A 22,042-nucleotide genomic window follows, 5' to 3' on the forward strand; every position below is an offset into this window, starting at 1 on the left:
AAATTTAACATAATCGCAACTTATAGAGCATTATATCTCTGCATTTGTTCTGATCTTATGCTTACAAAAGGTGTCTTGTCTCTTTCTGATGTAAGATAATTCGTTAAAAGTAGAGGTGATATTGAGTAATGTTATGATTGCTGTAGTTAGCTTTTGAGGTATGATCAGCTCCTAAATGATGTAAGAAACCTCAAAGGTAAAGCTTTGAGGTTTCTTTTGAACACTTAAAAAAAGGGGGGCGCCATTTTACATAAGAAGATGGTATTAGATAATCGTTTTTCTTTTTCTAAGATGGTTATATTGATCCATAGCATATTTTTCTTTAATATATTTTAATTGATGATAATTCTGAGCAAAATATGTTTTGGTAGGTATAGAACTATCCTTAAAACTGATAAATGCACCAGAGGTATTAGGGATCTCAAAATCTCTACTAGCCTCTATCCAATCTAATGCCCTGTTGGTTCGGGTATATACTTTATTGTCTTGTAGCTCTTCTTTTTGCGCCAATTCGTTGTTCCACCAGGTTTGATATTGAATAGTATATATTTTGTCTTTGTAAGGGAATGCGCTTTTCTCTTTATCTTTAGGAGACATTTTTTTATAGAAATCACCATAGATTGCTCCCAAGGTTACATATGTAAAAAGACCTTTTTCTCTATTTCCTTTTAATATCAAAGGAGATGTAAGACTACTAAGTAAGGCTTCATGACCGCTAAATCCTAAGCCTTGTTTATCTACCAGGCGAGAGGTGATTTTATGAGGAGCAGGCTCGTCAAGATCAGGGGGTAGTGGCATTCCTTCTTCTCCCGCTGTTAGTAATTTGATATTTTGATATGATTCTCTATCCCAGGAGCTCATTAGATTAGCCCCATAGTCTGTTCCTATACCTCCTATACCATCTATGCGAATAGCATCTGGTGGTACACCCATATCTGTAAACTCTCTTTTGATAAAAGCGTCTAGTTTTTCTTCTGTTCCTTCCCAGTATCCATACATCACGCAATTATGAGTAACAGTATTAGGATGAAAATCTTCATAAATTGGTTGGCTACAATTTTCATCTTTATAACCCGTGATAAGAAGTGGTTTACCATTAATTTTTAGATTGGTACCTATTAATGATGACGTTTTTTTGGATTTAATAACCTCTTCCCAACATCGTAATACATTTATGGTAGGAGTCTTTTCATTCATCTCTTGTGTGAGCTTATCATATTGATTCCATTCTAGTTCAAACTTTACCAATGTTTCTGGTAGATCAAAAGTCTGTATAAAAAATTTTGTTACGATACCATAGCTCATCCCACCACCACCTTTTAATGCCCATAGCAATTCGGGTTTATGTTTTTCAGAAACAATTTCTTTGCTGCCATCACCTAGTATTATTTCTGCTTTAACCAGATACTCACAACACATACCTTTACTTCGAGTCCAGGGACCCCAACCGCCTCCCATAATAAATCCTGGGATAGCAACAGTCGCGCAGGTACCATGAGGGATCATAACTCCTTTTTTTGCTAATGCAGTTGTGAGTTTAATAAAACGATTGCCAGGACCGATTTCTGCTACTTTAGTGTTTTTGTCTACTACTATTTCGTTAAGACCAATAAGATCAATTAGAATTGTGTTAGATCCACTGCATTCTCCTTCATGGTCATGCCCTCCTGATCTTACACTAATTGGGAGATTATATTTTATAGCTGCTTTATATACTATCTGTACATCATCTGTACAAGAACAATATACAATAGCAAGAGGTTTTTTCTGAATTCGTCTATTAAACAACTGGCACGCCTGATTGTATTCAATAATTTGACGTCCCGTACTACTGGCTTTTCCTGTATGATCATCATAGTTCATAGAAGTTACTATTTTTTCCTCACCAATTTCAGGAATAATCTCTTTGATAAAATGATTGAGGTTCTTTGCGTTTATGATCACTAGATTTTCACTGATTCTTAACTCAGTATCAAAAACTTCAGCGGTACTTGATTTTACTGTAATATCTCTTTCTAAAATAGGAGATACTGGAGCTATTAGATATGAATTATAGGGGGTGAGTGATTTTTTTACCTCAATGGTTAACTCAATTTCGGGTTGCTCGTGATTTATATAGGCTGCAGAAGCATAAAACTCAGGTAGGCCTGTAGTATCCTTAAGTGTTACAGTAATCGTGCTATTTGCAGAGATAAATTCAGGGAACTGACTAGAAAGAGCATTATATTTATGTCTTATTTTTTTTAGTTCGAAAGGGGAGTCATTGATTATATTAATAATTGCAGATTGTTTTTCTATGGCTTTATATGAGATACTACCTTGATCTTTTTCAACATTAAAAGGATGGTTCATAAGAATACCATCTTCATTACCGGTAATAGGTTCTTTTTGATGTTTTATAGTTTCATCATTAGATAAAGCACGATCCCAAATCACTATACCACCAAGTTCGCCTTGGAAAATACTTTCTTTGAGATCTTGGTTATGGTTTTTACCAATCAAAACACCTTCAATATTTTGCTTAGGTAGTCGAGGTGTATCGATTTGCATGGTAGCAATGAGTTTTCCGTTTACCAGAATCCTTGTATCTGCATCTTTTTTTATTACTGAGACATAATGCCATTGTCCGTTATTGATTCCTCCCCGGATAGTTTCAATACAAGAATTAGTACCCTTGGATTGAGACGCAAAGCTAATTTTGCCATCCATAGAAATATCAATAAAAAAGTAGCTGTTGTTTTTTGTTGAATTATGTTGGAACAGTGAACCAAAATGGTCAGTTTTTAACCAGGTTTGAATGGTGAAATCTTGTAATCCTGCATCACCTAAGGACTGAAAATTGTGTTCGATAAAGTTGTTTTGAGTAGAATTGATTGCATGATTCATAATATATCTAATTTTTGAAAATTAGGTAGCGCTAACAGAAGTTAACGATCTACTAAGTTGGTTATTAATATATTTAACTCTAATCTACGTTTTCTTTAGATTATATCCTTACGGAAAACCAGATAAAATTTTAAAAACGAAGAGCCAGGTTTAAGATTTATACTACGATGGAGCTTTGATATCCATGTTATATCAATTTAAGAATTTTTGAGTTCAAATTTTTGATTTGTATATTAAGAAAACCTTAACCTCTTGATGAATTAGATATATTTACATTTAGCATTCTAAAAACTCAACCAATAATGAAAAAACTAGCCATCTTATTAATTACTATAGTGTTTTTTTCTTGCCAGGAACCTATAGTAGTAGATACATTAATCATCAATGCTAATGTGTATACCGTAGAGGATTCAAAACCAAGAGCTGAGGCTTTTGCTGTAAAAGATGGAAAATTTATTGCTGTAGGAAGCACTGATGAAATTTTAGAACAATACACAGCTTCAGACACTCTCGATGCAAAAGGAAAAACAATAGTTCCGGGGTTGATTGATGCCCATTGCCATTTTTATGGTCTTGGGATACAGCAGCAAAAAGTAGATCTTACGGGTACTACAAGTTATGATGAAGTATTAGATCGTATTATAGCTTTTCAGAAAGAAAAGCGGGTGTCATTTATCACGGGGCGAGGATGGGATCAAAATGATTGGGTGATAAAAGAATATCCTACAAAAGAAAAATTGGATAGTTTGTTTCCTGATACCCCAGTGGCAATAAGACGTGTAGATGGTCATGCAATGATAGCGAACCAAAAAGCACTTGATATGGCTAATATTACTATAACCACCAAAGTAACAGGAGGGGAGATTCTTCAAAACAATGGTGAACTTACGGGTGTGCTTATTGATAATCCGATGGAGTTAGTAGAAGCTATTATTCCCGAGCCAACGATACAAGAGCAAATACAAGCGCTAAAAGATGCAGAGAAAATTAATTTTGGTTATGGATTAACAACTGTGGATGATGCGGGGCTAAGTCCAGAAGTGATCACATTGGTGGATAGTTTACAAAAGGTGAATGAGTTAAAAATTAGGATGTATGCTATGATAAGCAATGTACCTCAATATGTTGATCATTATTTGAAAAATGGAGTGTATAAAAGTGATAGACTTAATGTTTCTTCTTTTAAGGTTTATGCAGATGGAGCCTTAGGATCCAGAGGAGCTACATTAAAAAAACCATATACGGATCAGGAAAATCACTATGGGGCTATGGTTATTGGTAATGCTGATTTTAAAGCATTGGCTAAACGATTATCAGGATCTCCTTTTCAGATGAACACCCATGCTATTGGCGATTCGGCAAATGCTGTAGTAATGAAAACGTATTATGAGGTCTTACAAAATAAATCGGATAGAAGATGGCGTGTAGAGCATGCACAAGTAGTGGCTCCAGAAGAATTTGAGATTCTTAATGATAATCTGGTGATGAGTGTACAACCTACACATGCTACAAGTGATATGTATTGGGCAGATGAGCGATTGGGAAAAGAACGTATCAAAGGAGCATATGCATATAAAAAACTGTTAGAAAAAACGGGTAGACTCGCTCTGGGTACTGATTACCCTGTAGAGCATGTGAGTCCATTTTATACATTTTATGCAGCAGTTGCCAGAAAAGACTTAAAACAATACCCAGAAGGAGGATTTCAAAAAGAAAATGCGCTTACCAGAGAAGAAGCTTTAAGAGGAATGACTCTCTGGGCAGCATATAGTAATTTTGAAGAGTTGGAAAAAGGAAGTATCACGACTGGTAAGTTTGCTGATTTTGTTATTCTCGAAGATGATATCATGAAGATTGAAGAAAACAAAATTCCTAATATAAAAGTAAAGGCTACTTATTTGAATGGAGAAAAAGTATACTAAGAATTACAAATAAAGCATTATGCTTTTTTTGAAGAATAAGGTGACTGGTTTTATTGTACTTTACTTGCTTTTCCTTTTGGTTTGGCTGGTATTCCTGCGACGGTTATTCCTTCTGCAACATCTTTTAAGACGATTGCCCCGGCAGCTATATTAGAGTTTTTTCCAATAACGATATTGCCTAGAATGCTAGCACCAGCACCTATAACAACATTAGAACAGATTTTTGGGTGTCTTTTTCCTTCTGTTTTTCCTGTACCACCCAGAGTAACATTATGAAAAATAAACACATTATCACCAATCTCTGAAGTTTCTCCTATAACAACTCCAATCCCATGATCAATAACCAAACCTTTGCCAATTTTTGCTGCGGGATGGATATCCATAGCATATTTTTCAAAAATCCTATTCTGTAACCATTTGGCAGCTATATGATTTCCATTACTTAAAATTTCATGAGAGAATCGATAGGCTTGCAATGCTTGATACCCTCTATAAAAAAACAATACTTCAAAATAATTTTTACATGCAAAATCTCTTTCAAAATAGGTGACAAGATCTTGCTCAAAAAATTCTACTAAGGTAGTATTCGTATTTAGAGATTGTTGAAAAATGACAGCTAACTCAGTTGAAGATATCAGTTCATCCGACAGGCTTTTGCTTAAAATAGTAATTAGTACTTCTGCCAAGGAGTTACAGTTCTCCTGGTATTGCTCGAGAAATTTGTTAGCAATCGGATCAGATGTTCTCTTTAATTCTAATTGAATTTTATCCCAAGTATTGTACATTTTTTTAATAAAAGCTTTGTTAAAAGACTAATTGCCGTAGTTGAATATGTAAAAGTAGAACAACAGAATAATATAAACAATGAAATAGATGTGAACTGATACCGGTGATAATTTAGAAACTCTAAGATATCTAAGAAAGAACTATCTCAGTTAAACCAACGGACAATTGTCTTTTTTAGAGAAGTACCTCATTATTTAATTGTGTTCATCACTTTATCCACAATGTTGTCACATCTGTCAAAGCCAAACTCGAAAACATCTGCACTCATAGAGAGTTCATACAGCTCTTCTCTAATCATATCCTTAGCACGATGAAGACGTACTTTTACATTAGAAACTGTTAAACCTAAGCAATCAGATATTTCAGAAATACTCATTCCTTCGACCTCTCTTAAAACATAAACGGTACTGTATTTTGCATCTAATCGATCAATAGTTTTTTCTAGTATCTGTTTCGCTTCTTGACGTATCATTTTCTTCTCAGGGTTTAATTGTTCTTTGTCTGGAATTTCAAGAACAAAATTTTTGGACAAACTGTTTTCTGAGGTATGTAAATTACGGTATTTGCCTTTGGTTTTTAGCCTTGCCAAAGTTTCATTTATACCTATTCTAATCAACCAGGTAGAAAATTGAGAGTTATGCTTAAACTGAAATAGTTTTTCATATGCCTTTAGATAAGTGTTTTGCATGATGTCTTCAATTTCTGCCGTATCTTTTACATAACTTCTTATGACACGATACAACTTCTGATTATTCCTTCTTAATAAAATTTCATACAATTCTTTTTCTCCAGAAAGTACGCGGGTTATGACATCAGAATCCGAAATCTTGTGAGTTCTATAGTCATTTATTTTAATGGGCTCCATAGCTTTTCGTTTAATGTTTAGATTAAAAAGCAGATAAAAAGTTACAAATTTTGTAACCAAAATGCCTATTTCCTATCTAAAAACCGAATAACAAAAAAAAGAAATTATGAATTTACAGGTTAAAAAGGTTTTTACTTTATTAAAATATACATACGGACTTGTTCCCATAGTGGCGGGATTAGATAAGTTTACTAATATACTTACTGATTGGGGGCAATATGTTTCACCTGGATTTGCCGATATGTTACCTTTTGATAAAGGAATTTTTATGAGTATTGTAGGAATAATTGAAATTGTAGCAGGAATTCTGGTTCTTTTTCGCCCTAAGATTGGAGGGTATGTAGTTATGGGATGGTTATTGGCTATTGCTCTTACCTTAGTTTTTAGTGGGCATTTTATTGATGTAGCTGTGCGAGATATAGTAATGGCTATTGGAGCTTTTTCATTAGTACAGTTAACTGATATTGCCAATAAGAGTAAACAATAGCAAATTGAAAAAGAGAGATTGATTTTTAGGAATGCAGGTGATTTTTTTAAAGCATCATCAGATATACTTGATGGTGCTTTTTGCTATTATCGCCCTCCATTGGCTTGTAGATCAGCAATGCATTGAGGGTCTAGCTTGGGAACACCATTTCCTATCCCCATACCACCTCCAAACTCTATGGCAGCTTCCATCAAACAACCAGGTGTATTGCAATGCCCTTTAGAATCAGAATCTTCATGTTCTGATTGTAGTGCAGTACCTATATTAACTAGCCCTAGTAAATGAGAAAATTCATGATTTAGAGTGGCGATTTCTATAGTTGCCAAAGAAGGAGAGTTAGGTTTGATACTTAATTTACGTAGTGTATTTTCATATATCACGATAGAAGTGTTTAGATATGCAGAGCCCAAGGTTACTTTTTCATTCGTATCATCTTCTTTACTTCCGTCGGCAAAATAGATATATACGGTTATATCATCTTCTTGATTAAATAGTGTTCTGGTATTGTTTTCTATTTCTATAATTTCGTCAATCGTAAATGGTCTCTTATTTGAAGAAGGTAGGGTACGTTGGGTAATAATAATTCCATCAGGTTTAAAAAGGCGTTCTTGTAAGAATTGCTTAAATCCAGTGATGGTTGTTGTTGTAGGTTCATATCCCTGAACAGAGACAATCTCTATCGTTAAGCTATTAAAATTTGTATCACTTAATAGATCATTTGCCGAGGTTCCCAAGGGCCGTTTGTTACCAACTTGTAATGCGTCTGTAATAGGTGTGTCATCATCACTATCAGAACAACCAATAAGAATGAAAGAAAAGATCAATAGATAGCCTGTTAGTTTAATTACGTGCACAAGATTTCTTTTTTTATAGGATTATAACTGATAAACAAACAGGTTTATACAGCATCTTATTTTTTGCTTAAAGATTGTTTTATTAAGTTATTTTCTTGCACAAAGATTATACCATCTATGATTTATAGAAAAGTTTTTGATTAATCTACTAAGGATAATCTAGCCAAATAGTCATTGTTTTCACCTTCGCATACTAAATCACATAAGAATCCATTAGTATTTGCTGCATTTTGTAAAGTGTTGTAATCGATATATAGCCAATCAAAACCTTCTGATTCTTGCCCTTTATACTTTAACTTATACTGCATTTCACCATAATATCCGGCAGAAGCATCTACCCAAAAACCACCATCATCATCTTTAAACAAGTACGAAATGTCTGAGGAGTCCATTAAAATTTGCCCTCCTGGCGCCAATAAGGTTTTGATATGGCTAAAAAACACATCAATATGATTAAGAGTACCTATAATACCACTACCATTCATTAAAAATAATATGGTATCATATGTAGAAGAGTTATGATCGAAAACATTTTGAGTAAAGGCATGTTTGAGACCTCTTTTTTTACAAACCTCAATTGCACCTTTAGAAATATCTAATGCGGTTACATCTAGATGTCTTTTATTTTGAAGAAAGAGGCTATGGCTACCTGCTCCACAACCTACATCAAGTACTTTTCCAAATGAAACATCTAGTGCTTTTTGTTCTATGTCGGGCATATCCGGATATGCTCTAAAGAGATAGGGGATAGGTATATGATCATCCTCAAAGTCATTAGCCTGTACTATAATATCCTCAGTGTATTTTTGATTATGGAAATCTTTGATGGCTTCTCCGAAAATATCATTCTTCATATTACTTGTTGATTTACTATTCTAGAAAACTATTTTGATTATCAGGTAAAAAAACCTAGAGATACTTAATGCTACTAATTAGAATTGGATATATCCATAATTAGCTAGTAATAATTCTCAAAAGTTTTACTTTTGCATTATGCAAGAGTTTATAGATCAATTACCAAAACTGGCCAAAGATAAACATAACGAGAATAAAAAGTTCTTTGCTAAACTCAGAAAAAAACCACCAAAAAAATTAGATCATATTATGCAGGAGTTGCATGATGATGAATTTAGTAAAACTGATTGTTTGCAATGCGCGAATTGTTGTAAAACCACAGGACCCTTATTTACGGATAGAGATGTAGAACGTATATCAAAATTTTTAAAAATAAAAGCACGGCAATTTGAAGAACAATACCTTCAGACAGATGAAGAAGGTGATTTAATATTGCAGGGTACTCCTTGCACTTTTCTGGGAGCAGATAACTATTGCGCCATCTATGAAGTTAGACCAAAAGCATGCCGTGAATATCCACATACAGATCGAAAAAAATTTCAACAAATCTCTAATTTAACATTGAAAAATGTTGCTATATGCCCTGCTGCACATAATATTGTAGAAAAGATGAAATCTAAAATTTCACTATAGACCAAACTAGGGAGAAAAACAATTATTCCTATACTTTCTTTAAAAAAGAAAATATAGGAATAATCATAAGTGTGTGTCAATAAATTAGGGTTTATAGATTATAATCCTTTTTTTAAGTCTTCGATTGTTTTAGCCATAACAACACCAGGTAATTTGATTGGAGCTGCAACTTGTGCTAAGAAAGTACCTTTTACCTCACCAGTCTTATATGTTGTAAAACCAATACGATATAATCCTACCGTTAATGCCTTTAGAGGGTCACCTACTTCACTTTTATATCTTAATAATGAATTGTAGCTGCTTCCGCTAGGTTGTTTAGGCATTTCGCTACTATCATCATTACGCTCTAAAATAGTCCAGTTTGCACTTTTAGCAGCCTCTACACTAATATTATCTTTGCTTACGATATCAGATCGCTCCAAAGTAATGTAAGTGTCAAAAAAGTCACTTGAACTAGCATTTTCTGTATAAGCCGCAGATTGTGTAGCTTTTTTAATTTTATTTTTTCCAACAGGAGACATCATTCTAATACCAAGTTCTGGAGCCACAGCAGGAACCCAAACATAGATGTAGTAAAATTTCTTTCCGTCTCTTACTTCATCTTCGTTACCAGGTGATGCATACCCAAGGTATGTTACGATATCTGTATACGGTACTTTAATCGTTTTTGGACCTATCTTTTTCTCTGTTAAACCACCAAACTTCTTTAGTTTTTGTGCTTGAGAATCAACAGATGTTCCTAAGGCAAATATGCTTAGTAAAATTAAGATTTTTGTTTTCATAATAATTGATTTGATTTTAGTGTTAGACACACACTTTTTTTTAACACTATAGGTTGTTTTTATGTGATTGCGGATTATTAATCCATAAAGTTAACTGCAAATATGAGGGTTTATTATTATAGTTTATAGAGATGTTTTTAACAATTTATTTCTTTATACTTGTATATTCTGGGGGTCAGTAAATTATAAAAACACGAATAGTAATATTTGTTTTTATTTAATATTTTTCCTCTATAAAAAAGGAAAGTTTTTGAACTAAAATATATTCTAAATAACTTCGAGCATTATATGATCTAACGAATCAAAACAATATAATTCTACTTATTTTGTTTTTTTCAATTCGAGAAGTTTTTTATCCATTTCAGTTGCATGATTAACTTTTTGTTTTGAAAATAAGATGACCTGATTTCTCCCTAATTTAGTAATATAGTGTAAGGGTATAAACAGATCTCAGGTCATCAATCAACAGCTATTTGTTTTAAAAATCTATATCATCTCCAGCTTTTGCAGTAGCAAATTCTGAATTATATTTTTCCATTAATTCTCCCATTTTTAATGCTATCCGGGTATCTGTAGCCATTTTAGGACTCCAATGCGCTCCGGCATAACTCCAATCAGTAACGGTAAGTCCATACTCTTGTAAAATAGAAGAAGCGTCTTTTCCTTGCCCTGATCCCATGTTTTGATGACACATGATTTTAACATATAATTCGAAATCTTCTTTTACCTGATCCAAAGCATCCATTCCAGAAGATGGACTTACTTTTAATTCTTCATTGGTTTGTTGAGTTGCAAATTTTCCGATATCAGAATTCATAAAAGCATCACCATAAACTTTAGAAATGGCATGGGTAGTATCTTGCGACATTCTGGCTGTCCATTCTGCTGTAACTTCATCCCAGATAGGTTTTTCTGTACCTACTACTTTTAATACTTCTTCTAGCCCCATACCACCTGCTATTTTTGCATTGGCTGCAGCCCATGTTTCCATATCAATATCTTTTATAGGATCTAATAAACCACCAGCTTCGGCAGCTGCAATATGGTTATCCATTTGAGCATCAAGTTTTGCCTTTTGCTTTTTTAAGAAATCATCTGCTCTGTCATATGCTTTTTCTTCGGCAGACGCTAGTAAAGCTATTCCCCATAAAAAATGATTTTCATCAGAAAAGCCATATTCATGGATCTGATCTTTAAACTCGGCAGGATTGCTATGTGTTAGATTTTTGATCTCGTTAAGGATATCAGTAGCATCTTCATGAGAAAGCTCCCGTACTTGCCGTGGCATTTTGTATTGGTTGACATAACCATATCTTTTAATACCTGATTTGAATTGGTTATTAAGGTCAACCCAATGCGGTTCATTTAGATTAGGCTTAAAAGGCCAGAGATCATAATCTTGATCTTCTTCAAGGTTTTGAAAGGAAAGATCCGCACATGGCCAGGTTGTGTAATCATAACTGGACCAATCCATACAATCTATTGTCTTTAAGTATTCTTTGTACTCATCTTTATGTTGTCCTGAAACATCTTGATATAATTGGTTAACTGTACTCATGATATTTAATTTTTTTTAAGATTGATTTCTGTTTTTAAAACTGAGATAGTATTTCTTGTTTTTTTTGTTTGTATTCTTGTTCATCTATTAAGCCCGCATCAAACATTTTTTTCAGTTGTTCTAATTTTTTTATAGGGTCATTATCTTGAGAAGTATTATTTGGAGAGGCAGGTGAAGATGTGTTACTAGGTTGTTGCTGTTGCTGAGGTTGTTGATTGCTCATCATATTTCCTAACATTTGACCCATTCCTAGTCCGGCACCCATTTGCATTCCTATATTACCTCCTCCTTCGTTTTGTGCCATATTTTTTAGTGCTTCCAGTTGTTGATAATCCTGGTAGCTTACACCAAGTTCTTTCATTGCCTGAGCCTCGGCACTCATATCTGCAATTCGACCAATTCTTGTTTTGGTCTCTTCATTAAAACTGGTCCCTTCAATTCTAAAATCAAGTAATTCAAAACCCAATTCATTAAAGATCTGCTCACTCGAGTTTTTGGAGAAAGAAGCAATTTCATTTCTGTGTTTGTCAATATCTATATAGCTAAAAGAAGCATTGGCAAGAAAATCACTAATGGGTTGTGTAATTCTTGAAAGTATTACTTTTTGGATCGCTTTAACAGGGTAGTAATCGATACCAGCGATAACATTGGAGAAAAAATCAACAGGTTTGGTGATTTTAAAAGAAAAATTACCAAAAGCACCTAGTCCTACTGGGAAATTGTATATGGGATCTTTATAAGTAATTGGAGATGGGGTTCCCCATCGTATATTTTGCATTTCTGCTTTTCTGTAAAAGAAGATTCCTACCTTATGAGCAGATTCAAAGGTATACATGATATTTTTGATAGTAGTCCAAAACGGGATATTACCGGTTTTAAGATCGTAAAGCCCTTCTTCTTCATAAAAACCCTCTACTTTTCCTTCATACACAAAAAGGCATCCCTGTCCGGGCCCTACGATCAATTTTGAAGCATTTTTAATTTCATCTCCGTTTTCTGTCCATTTTTCAAAAAGAGTTTCAGGGTTTGGGTTTTCCCATTCGATTACAGAGCGTAGTTGATTTCTCAATGAATTTGACATGTTTTTTCTTTTGAATGATTAATAATTAGTTTCCATAAACATTTTTGCATCCAAATCTTTTTGATACCTATCCTGATAATCAGGGATAATCTCAATTCTTTTTTTGAGATATGTTTCTATATATTTTCGGTATTGAGAGGTTAATTGGTCTTTTTTGTGGATTTTTTTGTCATGCAAATCGTTTTCAAATTTTAGCCGCTCATATTCTAGATAATGTTCAAGAGCAGCTTCTTCACTTATTGCATCGACAGCAAAATGTTCTACATTTCTGGCTTTAGACCCTGGCTCAAATGTATTTACTGTTTGGCAATAGTCACAGGTACTATAGTATGATCTGAAAAAATTATCTCTAACAGGAAGTTTTGCTTGGCATTGGGTGCAACAAAAGTCTTTGGATAAAATTTCTTTTGCTTTATTGAGTAATTTTTTTGCAGCATCAGAAAAAATGCTGACTTCGTAAGACTTTAATTTTTGTTCTAAGTTAAATCTAACTCGTAGTCCTTTGTCTCTTTCTTGTAATAATTGTTTGGAACCAAATTGTATACCACTATTTATAAATGTGTCTTCAACTTTTTCATACCAGGTATCTTCTATTTTGTAAATTAGATCATTGGCCTGTGTATAAATTCCTTGCCAGGCATTTTGAAAGGTAATGGTTTCAAAATCAGTTGCATCAAACAAGAGAGGTAATGCAGCTTCTGTTTTTTTTAATATCTCTTCAAATCGATCTTCGATTTTCTTTAAGAAGCCATCCCATCTGGTTTGTGTATCATTAAAAGACATATTTATAAAGGTTTATGTTTTTAGTAAAATTGATCTCCACAGAAATCACAATATTTTAGATCTGTGTCTTCGGGTCTGGCAGCTCCGCAGCTTTTACATTTTTTAGTCTCAAGACCTGCATTGGTTTCTGCGTATTTTTTGGTAGAAGAAAGAGCATTCGCCAGAATATCATCGAGAAGATTATTTTCTTCTTTAGATTTATTTTTGTCCTTTTCTTGCATCTTGAAAAGTGATAATTAAAAGTTTTCAGAGTATTTAAAAAAAGGTTATCCCTATGCTTGTGAACTAAAACATAGGAATAACCTTAGAAACTAGTATTCCAATATATGTTTTATAGTCCTTTTTTCAGGTCTTCGATAGTTTTAGCCATCACTACACCAGGTAATTTGATTGGGGCAGCAACTTCTGCAAGGAACGTACCTTTTACTTCACCAGTTTTGTAGGTAGTGAAACCGATACGGTATAATCCAACAGTTAATGCCTTAGTAGGGTTGCTCGCTTCACTTTTGTATCTCAATAAAGAGTTGTAGCTACTTCCACTAGGTTGTTTTGGCATTTCACTACTATCATCGTTACGCTCTAAAGTTATCCAGTTAGCATTTTTTGCTGCTTCTACACTGATATTATCTTTACTAATAATATCAGAACGCTCTAAAGTGATATAGGTATCAAAGTAATCAGAAGACTTTGCATTTTTTGTGTAAGCCTCAGATTGTGTTGCTTTTTTGATTTTAGTTTTTCCTACAGGAGACATCATTCTTACCCCAAGTTCTGGAGCTACAGCTGGTACCCATACGTAGATATAGTAAAATTTCTTCCCATCTTTTACTTCATCTTCGTTACCTGTAGCAGCATATCCCATATAAGACACTACATCAGTGTAAGGTACTTTTATAGTTTTAGGTCCAATCTTTTTTTCGATAGAACTACCAAACTTCTTTAGTTTTTGTGCTTGAGAATTGAAGCTACTTCCGAAAGCAAGGATTACAACTAAGGCTAAAATTTTTGTTTTCATTTTTATGATTTTTATTAATTAATTAAAGGTGTTTTTACACTTTTTTTTGTTATTCTAATCTAAAGGTCACAGTAACCAAGTGTTTTTGAATTTCATCTGGTTTATACATATTTATGTATTGTGTTCTGGTGTCAGAATTTTCGATTTTTACTATTTCCCCTATTTTTTGATCAAGAGTAGTAGCAATTTTTTGAGCTTTAATTTTTGCGTCTTCAATTGCAGCCTGGGTTAAAGTAGCCCATTGTTCGTTTGTTTTTTCTTTGGCAACAGCTTCGATTTGTACAATCGTTAAACCGTTCATTTTTTGCTTGATAATTTTTGTTATCTCTTCTTCTGAAGTAGCGATATAATTATAGTAAGAGATATCATTTACTTCTGAGTAGGAAGCATATAACTTGTAAAGAACATTTTTTCGAAATTTGTTAAAATCGATTCCTACCGCTTTTAACTTGTTTTCATAAATCTGAGTAACCTCTGATAAGCTTTTAGGTTCAACTTGTTGATATCCATTTGCAACAATTTGTCTTAATGAAATTGTAAGAGAATATGTGTTGACTTCTATTTGCTTATTGGCTTCTCCTATTATCGTTATTGTTTTAGCATTGTCCTGCGATATTGCAGATGTAACTTTTAGGAGTACTATTATTATGAAAACGAACTTTCTCATTTTGTCAATGTTTTTTGAAATTATCTATGGTTTACCTTAAATAAGGTAGAATGGTAAGTAAAGCAATACTTGATATTAAAAGGATCAGTCCTGTAAAGTGATACCATGGAGTTTTGATGTAAGTGTTTTTTGACTCTTCAAAACTCTCTATTAGCTTCTGACTTTTCATTTCATTTCTTTCAAAGGCTCCCTTACAATGCCCACAAACTGAGTATACTTTTTTCCCTATTGGGAAGAATGGTATCCAAAACACATGAACATATTTTCTATATCCTTGTATCCACATATTATTTTCTGTCTTACAATATGGGCAATCTCCTTCTCTTAGCTGCTTCGGATGAATAGTTGAAGAGCTTGTTCCAAATATGATCATAGTGTTTTGGTTTTTTTACTTTTTTAACTCGTGATTATACGAAGAATAAGAAAGAAGCAACAATCATCCAGCAACCAACAATGATTCCTAGAACACCTAATTTACCTTGCTTTGGAGCTAATTTCTCTCTTAATTGGTTTGCTTTCTCTTTAGCAGCTTCGTTTTTAGATAAGAAAAACTTGTTGATTAATCCAAAACCTAGCATGAAACCTAATACCGCTTCAATAACATTTCCAGCTAATAGTGTTACCCACCAGATTGGGTATGTTGTAAGCCATCCTAAATTTAATACTGCAGAGATGATTCCCCATACTCCCCAAAAACAGAATACAAGTCCTATCCAGCCTTGGTAAGGTTCGATTTTTTCTAAAAGCTCTTTTGCATTTGGCTTTTTAGACAATAATAATGATGGTACTGCTATAATACTTAATAAAATTAATGTGATTCCCCAAGTCATGATTTTTGGTTTTTAAAGGGTTAGTATATGATTTTTTAATACGTGATCTTAAGAACTTCTTATTGTGTCTACGATTTTTGATACAGGTTTGAAGACCAAAAAATCACAGTACAAAGATGCGGGAAGGATACATTATGAAACACACCTTTTCTGGTGAAAATCTGTACCCTGAAAACAGGGGGGTGTCTATATTTTTAATTCACTATATAAGGTGATAGGTGACTATAGGTATGCGTTTATTTTTGATCTAAACAATTTTTAGTCAATGAAAAGTAAAATGATCCAGTGTACCAGTATATTAAGGATAAATGTAAAAAGATATATCCTTTGTTTGATACTATTAATAAACGTTTTTGTATCTCTTGCTCAGGGATGTCCCGATGTACCTTTGTCTGGGCTTGATGAAAGCCAAGTTCTTAAGTTTTCGGGTGAAGAAACAAACGATATTTTTGGAAGATCGGTTAGTGATGCTGGTGATATAAATAATGACGGTATTCCTGATATCGTGATAGGAGCATCAGAAGTAGACTCTGCTACGAATACCAATATAGGAGCAGCTTATGTTGTTTTTGGAGCTCCAGGAATAACAACATCTTCAATAGATATTAGTTCTTTAAATGGAGCTAATGGATTTAAAGTAATAGGAACCATTGCAGATGATAAAGTTGGTCTTAGTGTTAGTACTGCAGGAGATATAAATGAAGATGGGATTGATGATGTAATGATAGGTACCAACAGAGGGGTTATTATTGTTTTTGGAAGAACTACAGGATTTCTATCGCTTTATACCAGGACAGATATAGATGACGGTGTTACTGGTATTGTATTAGAAGATGTGGATACATTTACTAGTTTTGGAGAGACATTAAGCGATGCAGGAGATGTTAATAATGATGGTGTCGATGATATAATAATTGGGGCTTCAAGAAGTCGTTCTGCCACTAGTAGTCAAATTGGAAATGCTTATGTGTTTTTTGGTTCTTCTACTATAGCAAGTGCAAATGTTGGTATTCTAGATGGTAACAATGGTTTTAAGATAGAAGGCTTTTTACAGACATTTTCGGGTAGGTCCATGAAGGTAAGTAAAGCAGGAGATTTAAATAATGATGGAACAGATGACCTCTTATTAGGGTATCCTTCTTATGATGAATCAGGCGAAAGGAATGCAGGAAGGGTAGCGGTTGTTTTTGGTAGTAATACTGGATTTACGTCATTGTTTAAATTGTCTTTATTAGATGGAAGTAACGGTTTTTACATTGCTTCAAATCAAGAGAATAATACCTTAGGACTTTCTGTAGCAGCCGCTAGAGATTTTAATAATGATACAATTGATGATATCATTATTGCAACGGGGCGAGATCAAGTGTATATAATGTATGGTACTACTGTTAGTTTTCCTAGTTCAATACAGGTTTCTGACTTTACAAGTAGTACAGCACTAGTTTTTAGAAGAGAAAGAGGGTATAGAAATGATGTAGACGGAGGGACTGATATTAATGGAGATGGTATAAGTGATGTATTAATTGCATCTGGAGGAGGTGGTCCCGCAGGGTCAGGGGGAGTTTATGTATTGTATGGAGGATCAACACCACCAGCGTTGCTAGAAGATATCCAGATTAATGGGGCTAATGGTTATCAGGTTTTTTATGACGTAAGGTTTAATAGACAAAATTTTGGGTTTTCGGTAAGTAATACAGGTGATTTTAATAACGATGGAGTTAATGATTTTATAGTTGGAGAAAATGCAGGGTCAAGTTCTGGTTTAAGAGGAAACGCTCATGTATTTTTTGGTGGCTCGATGGATGTTTTTGATGTAGAACGACCAACGATCACTTGTCCGAGTGGAAGTCAAGAGTTATATGCTAACTCTGTACTTCCTAATTATGTTCATTTTTTACGTACAGTGAATGATAATTGTACATATAATATGAATTTAACATTTACCCAAACTCCCCCTAACGGAAGCTTGTTTACCTCAGATACAAATGTAACAGTAACAGTTTCTGATAGATCAGGAAATACAAATTCGTGTACATTTTTAGTAAAATTAAAGACGGATACAACTGAAATTGATTGTCAAACAACTGGTTTCTCAATCAACGATATAAATGGAAGTAATGGATTGGTTCTATATGGAGAAAAAGCGATTGGAGGAGTAGGATATAGTGTGGATACTGCAGGAGATGTTAATGGTGATGGAATTGATGATTTTATTGTAGGAGCGCCAGGTGGTTACAGTGCTTTCTCCGGGCCATATGGTAGAGATTATATAATTATTGATGGAGGAGCCTATGTTGTTTATGGTACAAGTTCTGGGTTTCCACCTAATATAGATTTAGGGCTTTTGGATGGAGCTAATGGTTTTGCAATCCGTAATGATACTCCTTCTAGTAATTTCCCGGTTACTGGGTATGCAGTCAGTAGTGCAGGAGATCTCAATGGTGATGGGATAAGTGATATTATGATTGGAGATCCTTATCGCCATTCTCCTCATGGTCGAGAGAACGGACATACTTATATTATTTTTGGGAAAAATACTGGTTTTTCTGCTGATTTTAAACTTTCAACATTAGATGGTACAAATGGATTTACTATTGTAGGTGCTAGCAATTACGAAAATGCCGGATATGATATTGATACAGTAGGAGATATTAATAATGATAGTTTTACAGATATTGCTTTAACTACGGCAGGGTCTGGAGGAGGAAGTGGTAAATGTTATATTTTGTATGGAACACGTTCTGGATTTCCGGCACTTCTACGAGTAGATGAGATAAATGGAGTAAATGGCTTTACTATCACTGGAAATGTGATGACAGGAGAAATAGGTAGAATGGTTGCTGGATTAGGAGATGTTAATGGAGATAGAATTCCGGATATTGGTGTAGGCGGTAAGGGTAATAGAGAATTTGTTATTTATGGGAAAAACACTTCGTTTCCGCCGACTTTTGATATCTCATCTTTGGACGGAACGAATGGTTTTATTATAGAAAATTCGACTTCTGCTTTGCCAAGTGTATCTGGCATTGCAAAAGTAGGAGATATTAATGGTGATGGTCTTAATGATATTGCTGTTAATAAAAGTTATATTTTATTTGGAAGTAGTTCAATTCCGCCGACAATGGATTTATCCACTTTAGATGGAACAAATGGTTTTAATATTACAGATATTTCTGGTCGAGATATTTTTAATTATGCAGGAGATTTTAATAATGATGGATTTGATGATTATATATATCAAAGTAGTAATGGAGGGCATATAATCTTATATGGGAAAAATAGATGGGAAGCAACGATTTCAAGTACATCACTTACTGCCAGTGATGGATTAAAGATATATGTAAGAGGCTCAAGATATAAATCTGTCGGATATGCAGGTGATGTTAATAACGACGGTATTGATGATGTAGTTATTGGATCTTCGCGTCAGAATGGGATGCATCATAGTATTAGAATTAACACAGACCCTGGTTTTGCTTATGTTATTTTTGGAAAAGAAATTATTGATACAGAACGACCGGTAATTACTTGTCCGGCTAATCAGATTTTGGCATCCGGAAATGTATTGCCAGACTATACAACTTTAGCAACTGCAACTGATAATTGCGATGCGGCACCTGTAATTACTCAAAATCCAATTGCTGGGAGTGCTTATACTCCTGGAATGACAATAACGCTTACAGCGACCGATGCAAAAGGAAATACCAATAATTGTACTTTTGTGGTTAATGAAGATGTAGATACCACTCCTCCTTCAATTACTTGTCCATCGGATCAGGAGTTGGTTTGTAATACTTCAGTGATTCCGGATTATACAGGATTAGCAACTGCCACAGATTTGGTAGATCCAAGCCCTGTGGTTACTCAAAGCCCCGTATCAGGATCAGCTTTTGTAGATGGTATGATCATAACAATGACAGCTACCGATGCATCTGGTAATGCGGATACTTGTCGGTTTGTTGTGAATCAATCTGCTGATACAGAAGACCCAGTGGTTACTTGCCCATCAGACCAAAACTTATCATCGGGCAGTACATTGCCTGATTATACAGGTTTGGTTAGTGTTGCAGATAACTGTGATAGTGCTCTGAGTATTGTTCAAATCCCTGCAGTGGGAAGCCCTTTTACAAGTGGTATGACTGTAGAGTTTACTGCTACAGATGTTAGTGGTAATATAGGTAGGTGTTCTATAATCATCACTACTTCTCCAGATACCACTCCTCCGTCGATTACTTGTCCATCGGATCAGGAGTTGGTTTGTAATACTTCAGTGATTCCAGATTATACAGGATTAGTAACAGCAACAGATTTGGTAGATCCAAGCCCTGTGGTTACTCAAAACCCCGTATCAGGATCAGTTTTTGTAGATGGTATGATCATAACAATGACAGCTACCGATGCATCTGGTAATGCGGATACTTGTCAGTTTGTTGTAAATCAATCTGCTGATACAGAAGATCCAGTGGTTACTTGCCCATCAGACCAAAACTTGCCATTTGGTAGTACATTGCCTGATTATACTGGGTTGGTTAGCGTTTTAGACAACTGTGATACTACTTTGAGTATTGTTCAAACTCCTGCTGTGGGAAGCCCATTTACGAGTGGTATGACTGTAGAATTTACGGCTACAGATGTTAGTGGTAATGTGGGTAAATGTTCAATCATTATCACTGAGTCTCCAGATACTATTCCACCATCAATTATATGTCCTTCGGATCAGGAATTAGTTTGTAATACTTCAGTGATTCCAGATTATACAGGATTAGTAACAGCAACAGATTTGGTAGATCCAAGCCCTGTGGTTACTCAAAACCCCGTATCAGGATCAGTTTTTGTAGATGGTATGATCATAACAATGACCGCTACCGATGCATCTGGTAATGCGGATACTTGTCAGTTTATTGTGAATCAATCTGCTGATACAGAAGATCCAGTGGTTACTTGTCCATCAGACCAAAACTTGCCATTTGGTAGTACATTGCCTGATTATACTGGGTTGGTTAGCGTTTTAGATAACTGTGATACTACTTTGAGTATTGTTCAAACTCCTGCTGTGGGAAGCCCGTTTACTAGTGGTATGACTGTAGAATTTACGGCTACAGATGTTAGTGGTAATGTGGGTAAATGTTCAATCATTATCACTGAGTCTCCAGATACTATTCCACCATCAATTACATGTCCTTCAGATCAGGAATTATCTTGTGATGTGACTGAGTTACCTGATTATACTCAATTAGTTACCGTTGTAGATAATCAAGATAGTAATCCTGTCATTACCCAAACCCCTGCTGCAGGATCTCCTATTAGAGATGGTATGTTAATTACGATTTCTGCAACAGATTCTAGTGCAAACAATTCTAATTGTGCTTTTATGGTTTTTCAGGAAAATGTATTGGTAGAAGTTGGAGAAGATGAAGAGATAATAGATGGACAAGAGGTTCAGTTAAGTGCAGTTTCTTCAAAATCAGGAACATTTGTTTGGGAACCATCAATAGGTTTAAACAATTCTAATATTGCCAACCCAATAGCTAAGCCTAACAAAACCACTACATATACCGTTCTTTTTACCAGCGATAAGGGATGTGTTGCCGAGGATACGGTTACAATCTATGTAGAGGAGCAGCAAGAAGACCAAACACGATATGGTTTTTCTCCAGATGGTGACGGAATCAATGAGTACTGGGAAATTTATGATATCGAAAACTACCCTAATAATAAAGTGTCGATATATAACCGATGGGGAGATATAGTGTTTGAGGTAGAAGGGTATAATAATACATCACGAGTATTTAGAGGAATAGCAAACAGAAAGAGAAGTCTCGGGGGAGACGAGCTGCCAGAAGGAACATATTTCTTTGATATTAAAATAGAAGGCTCTCATAATTTGAGAAAGCAAACTGGATTCCTAGTTTTAAAAAGGTAACCTTTTCTTTTAAATAACTTATTTGTCCAGTAATAAAATTACAGTAGTAATATACCCTGTAAACAGGGGGGTGCTAACAATGGTAAAACCCTACTTATGGTGGTATGTGATTTTA

At 34.5% G+C, this 22,042-nt stretch carries 18 protein-coding genes; 4 read left to right on the top strand and 14 right to left on the bottom strand.

What is annotated here, in order from left to right; genetic code table 11:
• Nucleotides 1–264 precede the first annotated feature (264 nt).
• Entirely contained in the window at nt 265–2,886 is a 2,622-nt protein-coding gene (locus tag C1X07_RS16705; RefSeq protein ID WP_103071179.1) for an FAD-binding protein, read from the bottom strand.
• 302 nt (nt 2,887–3,188) lie between these two features.
• Here C1X07_RS16705 and C1X07_RS16710 point away from each other — a divergent pair, with 302 nt between their 5' ends.
• A complete protein-coding gene (locus C1X07_RS16710) occupies nt 3,189–4,808 on the top strand; it encodes an amidohydrolase (protein ID WP_103071180.1) in 1,620 nt (539 codons plus the stop codon).
• A gap of 50 nt (nt 4,809–4,858) precedes the next feature.
• Here C1X07_RS16710 and cysE read toward each other — a convergent pair whose 3' ends face one another.
• Nucleotides 4,859–5,593, bottom strand: a complete 735-nt coding sequence (gene cysE / locus C1X07_RS16715) for a serine O-acetyltransferase (RefSeq protein ID WP_103071181.1) — start codon at nt 5,591–5,593, stop codon at nt 4,859–4,861.
• A 191-nt stretch (nt 5,594–5,784) separates the two neighbouring features.
• Nucleotides 5,785–6,459, bottom strand: coding sequence for an RNA polymerase sigma factor (locus C1X07_RS16720; protein ID WP_103071309.1), 675 nt, complete (start codon nt 6,457–6,459; stop codon nt 5,785–5,787).
• A gap of 106 nt (nt 6,460–6,565) precedes the next feature.
• On the opposite strand from C1X07_RS16720, the gene C1X07_RS16725 reads away from it, so the two are divergent.
• Nucleotides 6,566–6,946 carry a hypothetical protein gene (locus C1X07_RS16725; RefSeq protein WP_103071182.1) on the top strand — a complete coding sequence of 127 codons (381 nt, stop codon included), beginning with the start codon at nt 6,566–6,568 and terminating at the stop codon, nt 6,944–6,946.
• Nucleotides 6,947–7,032: 86 nt separating this feature from the next.
• On the opposite strand, the gene C1X07_RS16730 is transcribed toward C1X07_RS16725, so the two are convergent.
• Nucleotides 7,033–7,800 (bottom strand): hypothetical protein, encoded by a 768-nt coding sequence (locus C1X07_RS16730; protein WP_241507275.1) that lies wholly within the window; start codon nt 7,798–7,800, stop codon nt 7,033–7,035.
• Between the two features lie 140 nt (nt 7,801–7,940).
• Nucleotides 7,941–8,654, bottom strand: coding sequence for a class I SAM-dependent methyltransferase (locus C1X07_RS16735; RefSeq protein WP_103071183.1), 714 nt, complete (start codon nt 8,652–8,654; stop codon nt 7,941–7,943).
• A gap of 139 nt (nt 8,655–8,793) precedes the next feature.
• Here C1X07_RS16735 and C1X07_RS16740 point away from each other — a divergent pair, with 139 nt between their 5' ends.
• Entirely contained in the window at nt 8,794–9,288 is a 495-nt protein-coding gene (locus C1X07_RS16740; RefSeq protein WP_103071184.1) for a YkgJ family cysteine cluster protein, read from the top strand.
• A 98-nt stretch (nt 9,289–9,386) separates the two neighbouring features.
• Here C1X07_RS16740 and C1X07_RS16745 read toward each other — a convergent pair whose 3' ends face one another.
• The 9 genes from C1X07_RS16745 to C1X07_RS16785 form a co-directional block, all read right to left on the bottom strand.
• Nucleotides 9,387–10,070: a Lipl32 family lipoprotein gene (locus C1X07_RS16745; protein ID WP_103071185.1), complete on the bottom strand. Its 684-nt coding sequence runs from the start codon at nt 10,068–10,070 to the stop codon at nt 9,387–9,389.
• Between the two features lie 478 nt (nt 10,071–10,548).
• Entirely contained in the window at nt 10,549–11,628 is a 1,080-nt protein-coding gene (locus C1X07_RS16750; protein ID WP_103071186.1) for a DUF6620 family protein, read from the bottom strand.
• A gap of 34 nt (nt 11,629–11,662) precedes the next feature.
• Entirely contained in the window at nt 11,663–12,709 is a 1,047-nt protein-coding gene (locus C1X07_RS16755) for an SPFH domain-containing protein (protein ID WP_103071187.1), read from the bottom strand.
• 18 nt (nt 12,710–12,727) lie between these two features.
• Nucleotides 12,728–13,492: a hypothetical protein gene (locus C1X07_RS16760; protein ID WP_103071188.1), complete on the bottom strand. Its 765-nt coding sequence runs from the start codon at nt 13,490–13,492 to the stop codon at nt 12,728–12,730.
• Nucleotides 13,493–13,512: 20 nt separating this feature from the next.
• Entirely contained in the window at nt 13,513–13,713 is a 201-nt protein-coding gene (locus tag C1X07_RS16765; RefSeq protein WP_103071189.1) for a hypothetical protein, read from the bottom strand.
• Between the two features lie 110 nt (nt 13,714–13,823).
• Nucleotides 13,824–14,507 (bottom strand): Lipl32 family lipoprotein, encoded by a 684-nt coding sequence (locus C1X07_RS16770; RefSeq protein WP_103071190.1) that lies wholly within the window; start codon nt 14,505–14,507, stop codon nt 13,824–13,826.
• Between the two features lie 49 nt (nt 14,508–14,556).
• Nucleotides 14,557–15,174, bottom strand: coding sequence for an SIMPL domain-containing protein (locus tag C1X07_RS16775; RefSeq protein ID WP_103071191.1), 618 nt, complete (start codon nt 15,172–15,174; stop codon nt 14,557–14,559).
• Between the two features lie 31 nt (nt 15,175–15,205).
• Nucleotides 15,206–15,547: a zinc-ribbon domain-containing protein gene (locus tag C1X07_RS16780; protein WP_103071192.1), complete on the bottom strand. Its 342-nt coding sequence runs from the start codon at nt 15,545–15,547 to the stop codon at nt 15,206–15,208.
• 34 nt (nt 15,548–15,581) lie between these two features.
• Nucleotides 15,582–16,004, bottom strand: a complete 423-nt coding sequence (locus tag C1X07_RS16785; RefSeq protein ID WP_103071193.1) for a hypothetical protein — start codon at nt 16,002–16,004, stop codon at nt 15,582–15,584.
• A 331-nt stretch (nt 16,005–16,335) separates the two neighbouring features.
• Between C1X07_RS16785 and C1X07_RS16790 the strand changes: the two genes are divergently transcribed.
• The gene (locus C1X07_RS16790; protein WP_206604248.1) at nt 16,336–21,927 is read left to right on the top strand and encodes an HYR domain-containing protein; all 5,592 of its coding nucleotides are present in this window, start codon (nt 16,336–16,338) and stop codon (nt 21,925–21,927) included.
• Nucleotides 21,928–22,042 lie beyond the last annotated feature (115 nt).

The sequence above is a fragment of the Aquimarina sediminis genome (assembly GCF_002895435.1).
Classification (GTDB): Bacteria; Bacteroidota; Bacteroidia; order Flavobacteriales; family Flavobacteriaceae; genus Aquimarina; species Aquimarina sediminis.

Bases quoted from the DNA above. Each gene is read 5' to 3' on its own strand.
- C1X07_RS16705 (WP_103071179.1), bottom strand. From the start codon at position 2,886: ATGAATCATGCAATCAATTCTACTCAAAACAACTTTATCGAACACAAT.
- C1X07_RS16710 (WP_103071180.1), top strand. From the start codon at position 3,189: ATGAAAAAACTAGCCATCTTATTAATTACTATAGTGTTTTTTTCTTGC.
- cysE (WP_103071181.1), bottom strand. From the start codon at position 5,593: ATGTACAATACTTGGGATAAAATTCAATTAGAATTAAAGAGAACATCT.
- C1X07_RS16720 (WP_103071309.1), bottom strand. From the start codon at position 6,459: ATGGAGCCCATTAAAATAAATGACTATAGAACTCACAAGATTTCGGAT.
- C1X07_RS16725 (WP_103071182.1), top strand. From the start codon at position 6,566: ATGAATTTACAGGTTAAAAAGGTTTTTACTTTATTAAAATATACATAC.
- C1X07_RS16735 (WP_103071183.1), bottom strand. From the start codon at position 8,654: ATGAAGAATGATATTTTCGGAGAAGCCATCAAAGATTTCCATAATCAA.
- C1X07_RS16740 (WP_103071184.1), top strand. From the start codon at position 8,794: ATGCAAGAGTTTATAGATCAATTACCAAAACTGGCCAAAGATAAACAT.
- C1X07_RS16745 (WP_103071185.1), bottom strand. From the start codon at position 10,070: ATGAAAACAAAAATCTTAATTTTACTAAGCATATTTGCCTTAGGAACA.
- C1X07_RS16750 (WP_103071186.1), bottom strand. From the start codon at position 11,628: ATGAGTACAGTTAACCAATTATATCAAGATGTTTCAGGACAACATAAA.
- C1X07_RS16755 (WP_103071187.1), bottom strand. From the start codon at position 12,709: ATGTCAAATTCATTGAGAAATCAACTACGCTCTGTAATCGAATGGGAA.
- C1X07_RS16760 (WP_103071188.1), bottom strand. From the start codon at position 13,492: ATGTCTTTTAATGATACACAAACCAGATGGGATGGCTTCTTAAAGAAA.
- C1X07_RS16765 (WP_103071189.1), bottom strand. From the start codon at position 13,713: ATGCAAGAAAAGGACAAAAATAAATCTAAAGAAGAAAATAATCTTCTC.
- C1X07_RS16770 (WP_103071190.1), bottom strand. From the start codon at position 14,507: ATGAAAACAAAAATTTTAGCCTTAGTTGTAATCCTTGCTTTCGGAAGT.
- C1X07_RS16775 (WP_103071191.1), bottom strand. From the start codon at position 15,174: ATGAGAAAGTTCGTTTTCATAATAATAGTACTCCTAAAAGTTACATCT.
- C1X07_RS16780 (WP_103071192.1), bottom strand. From the start codon at position 15,547: ATGATCATATTTGGAACAAGCTCTTCAACTATTCATCCGAAGCAGCTA.
- C1X07_RS16785 (WP_103071193.1), bottom strand. From the start codon at position 16,004: ATGACTTGGGGAATCACATTAATTTTATTAAGTATTATAGCAGTACCA.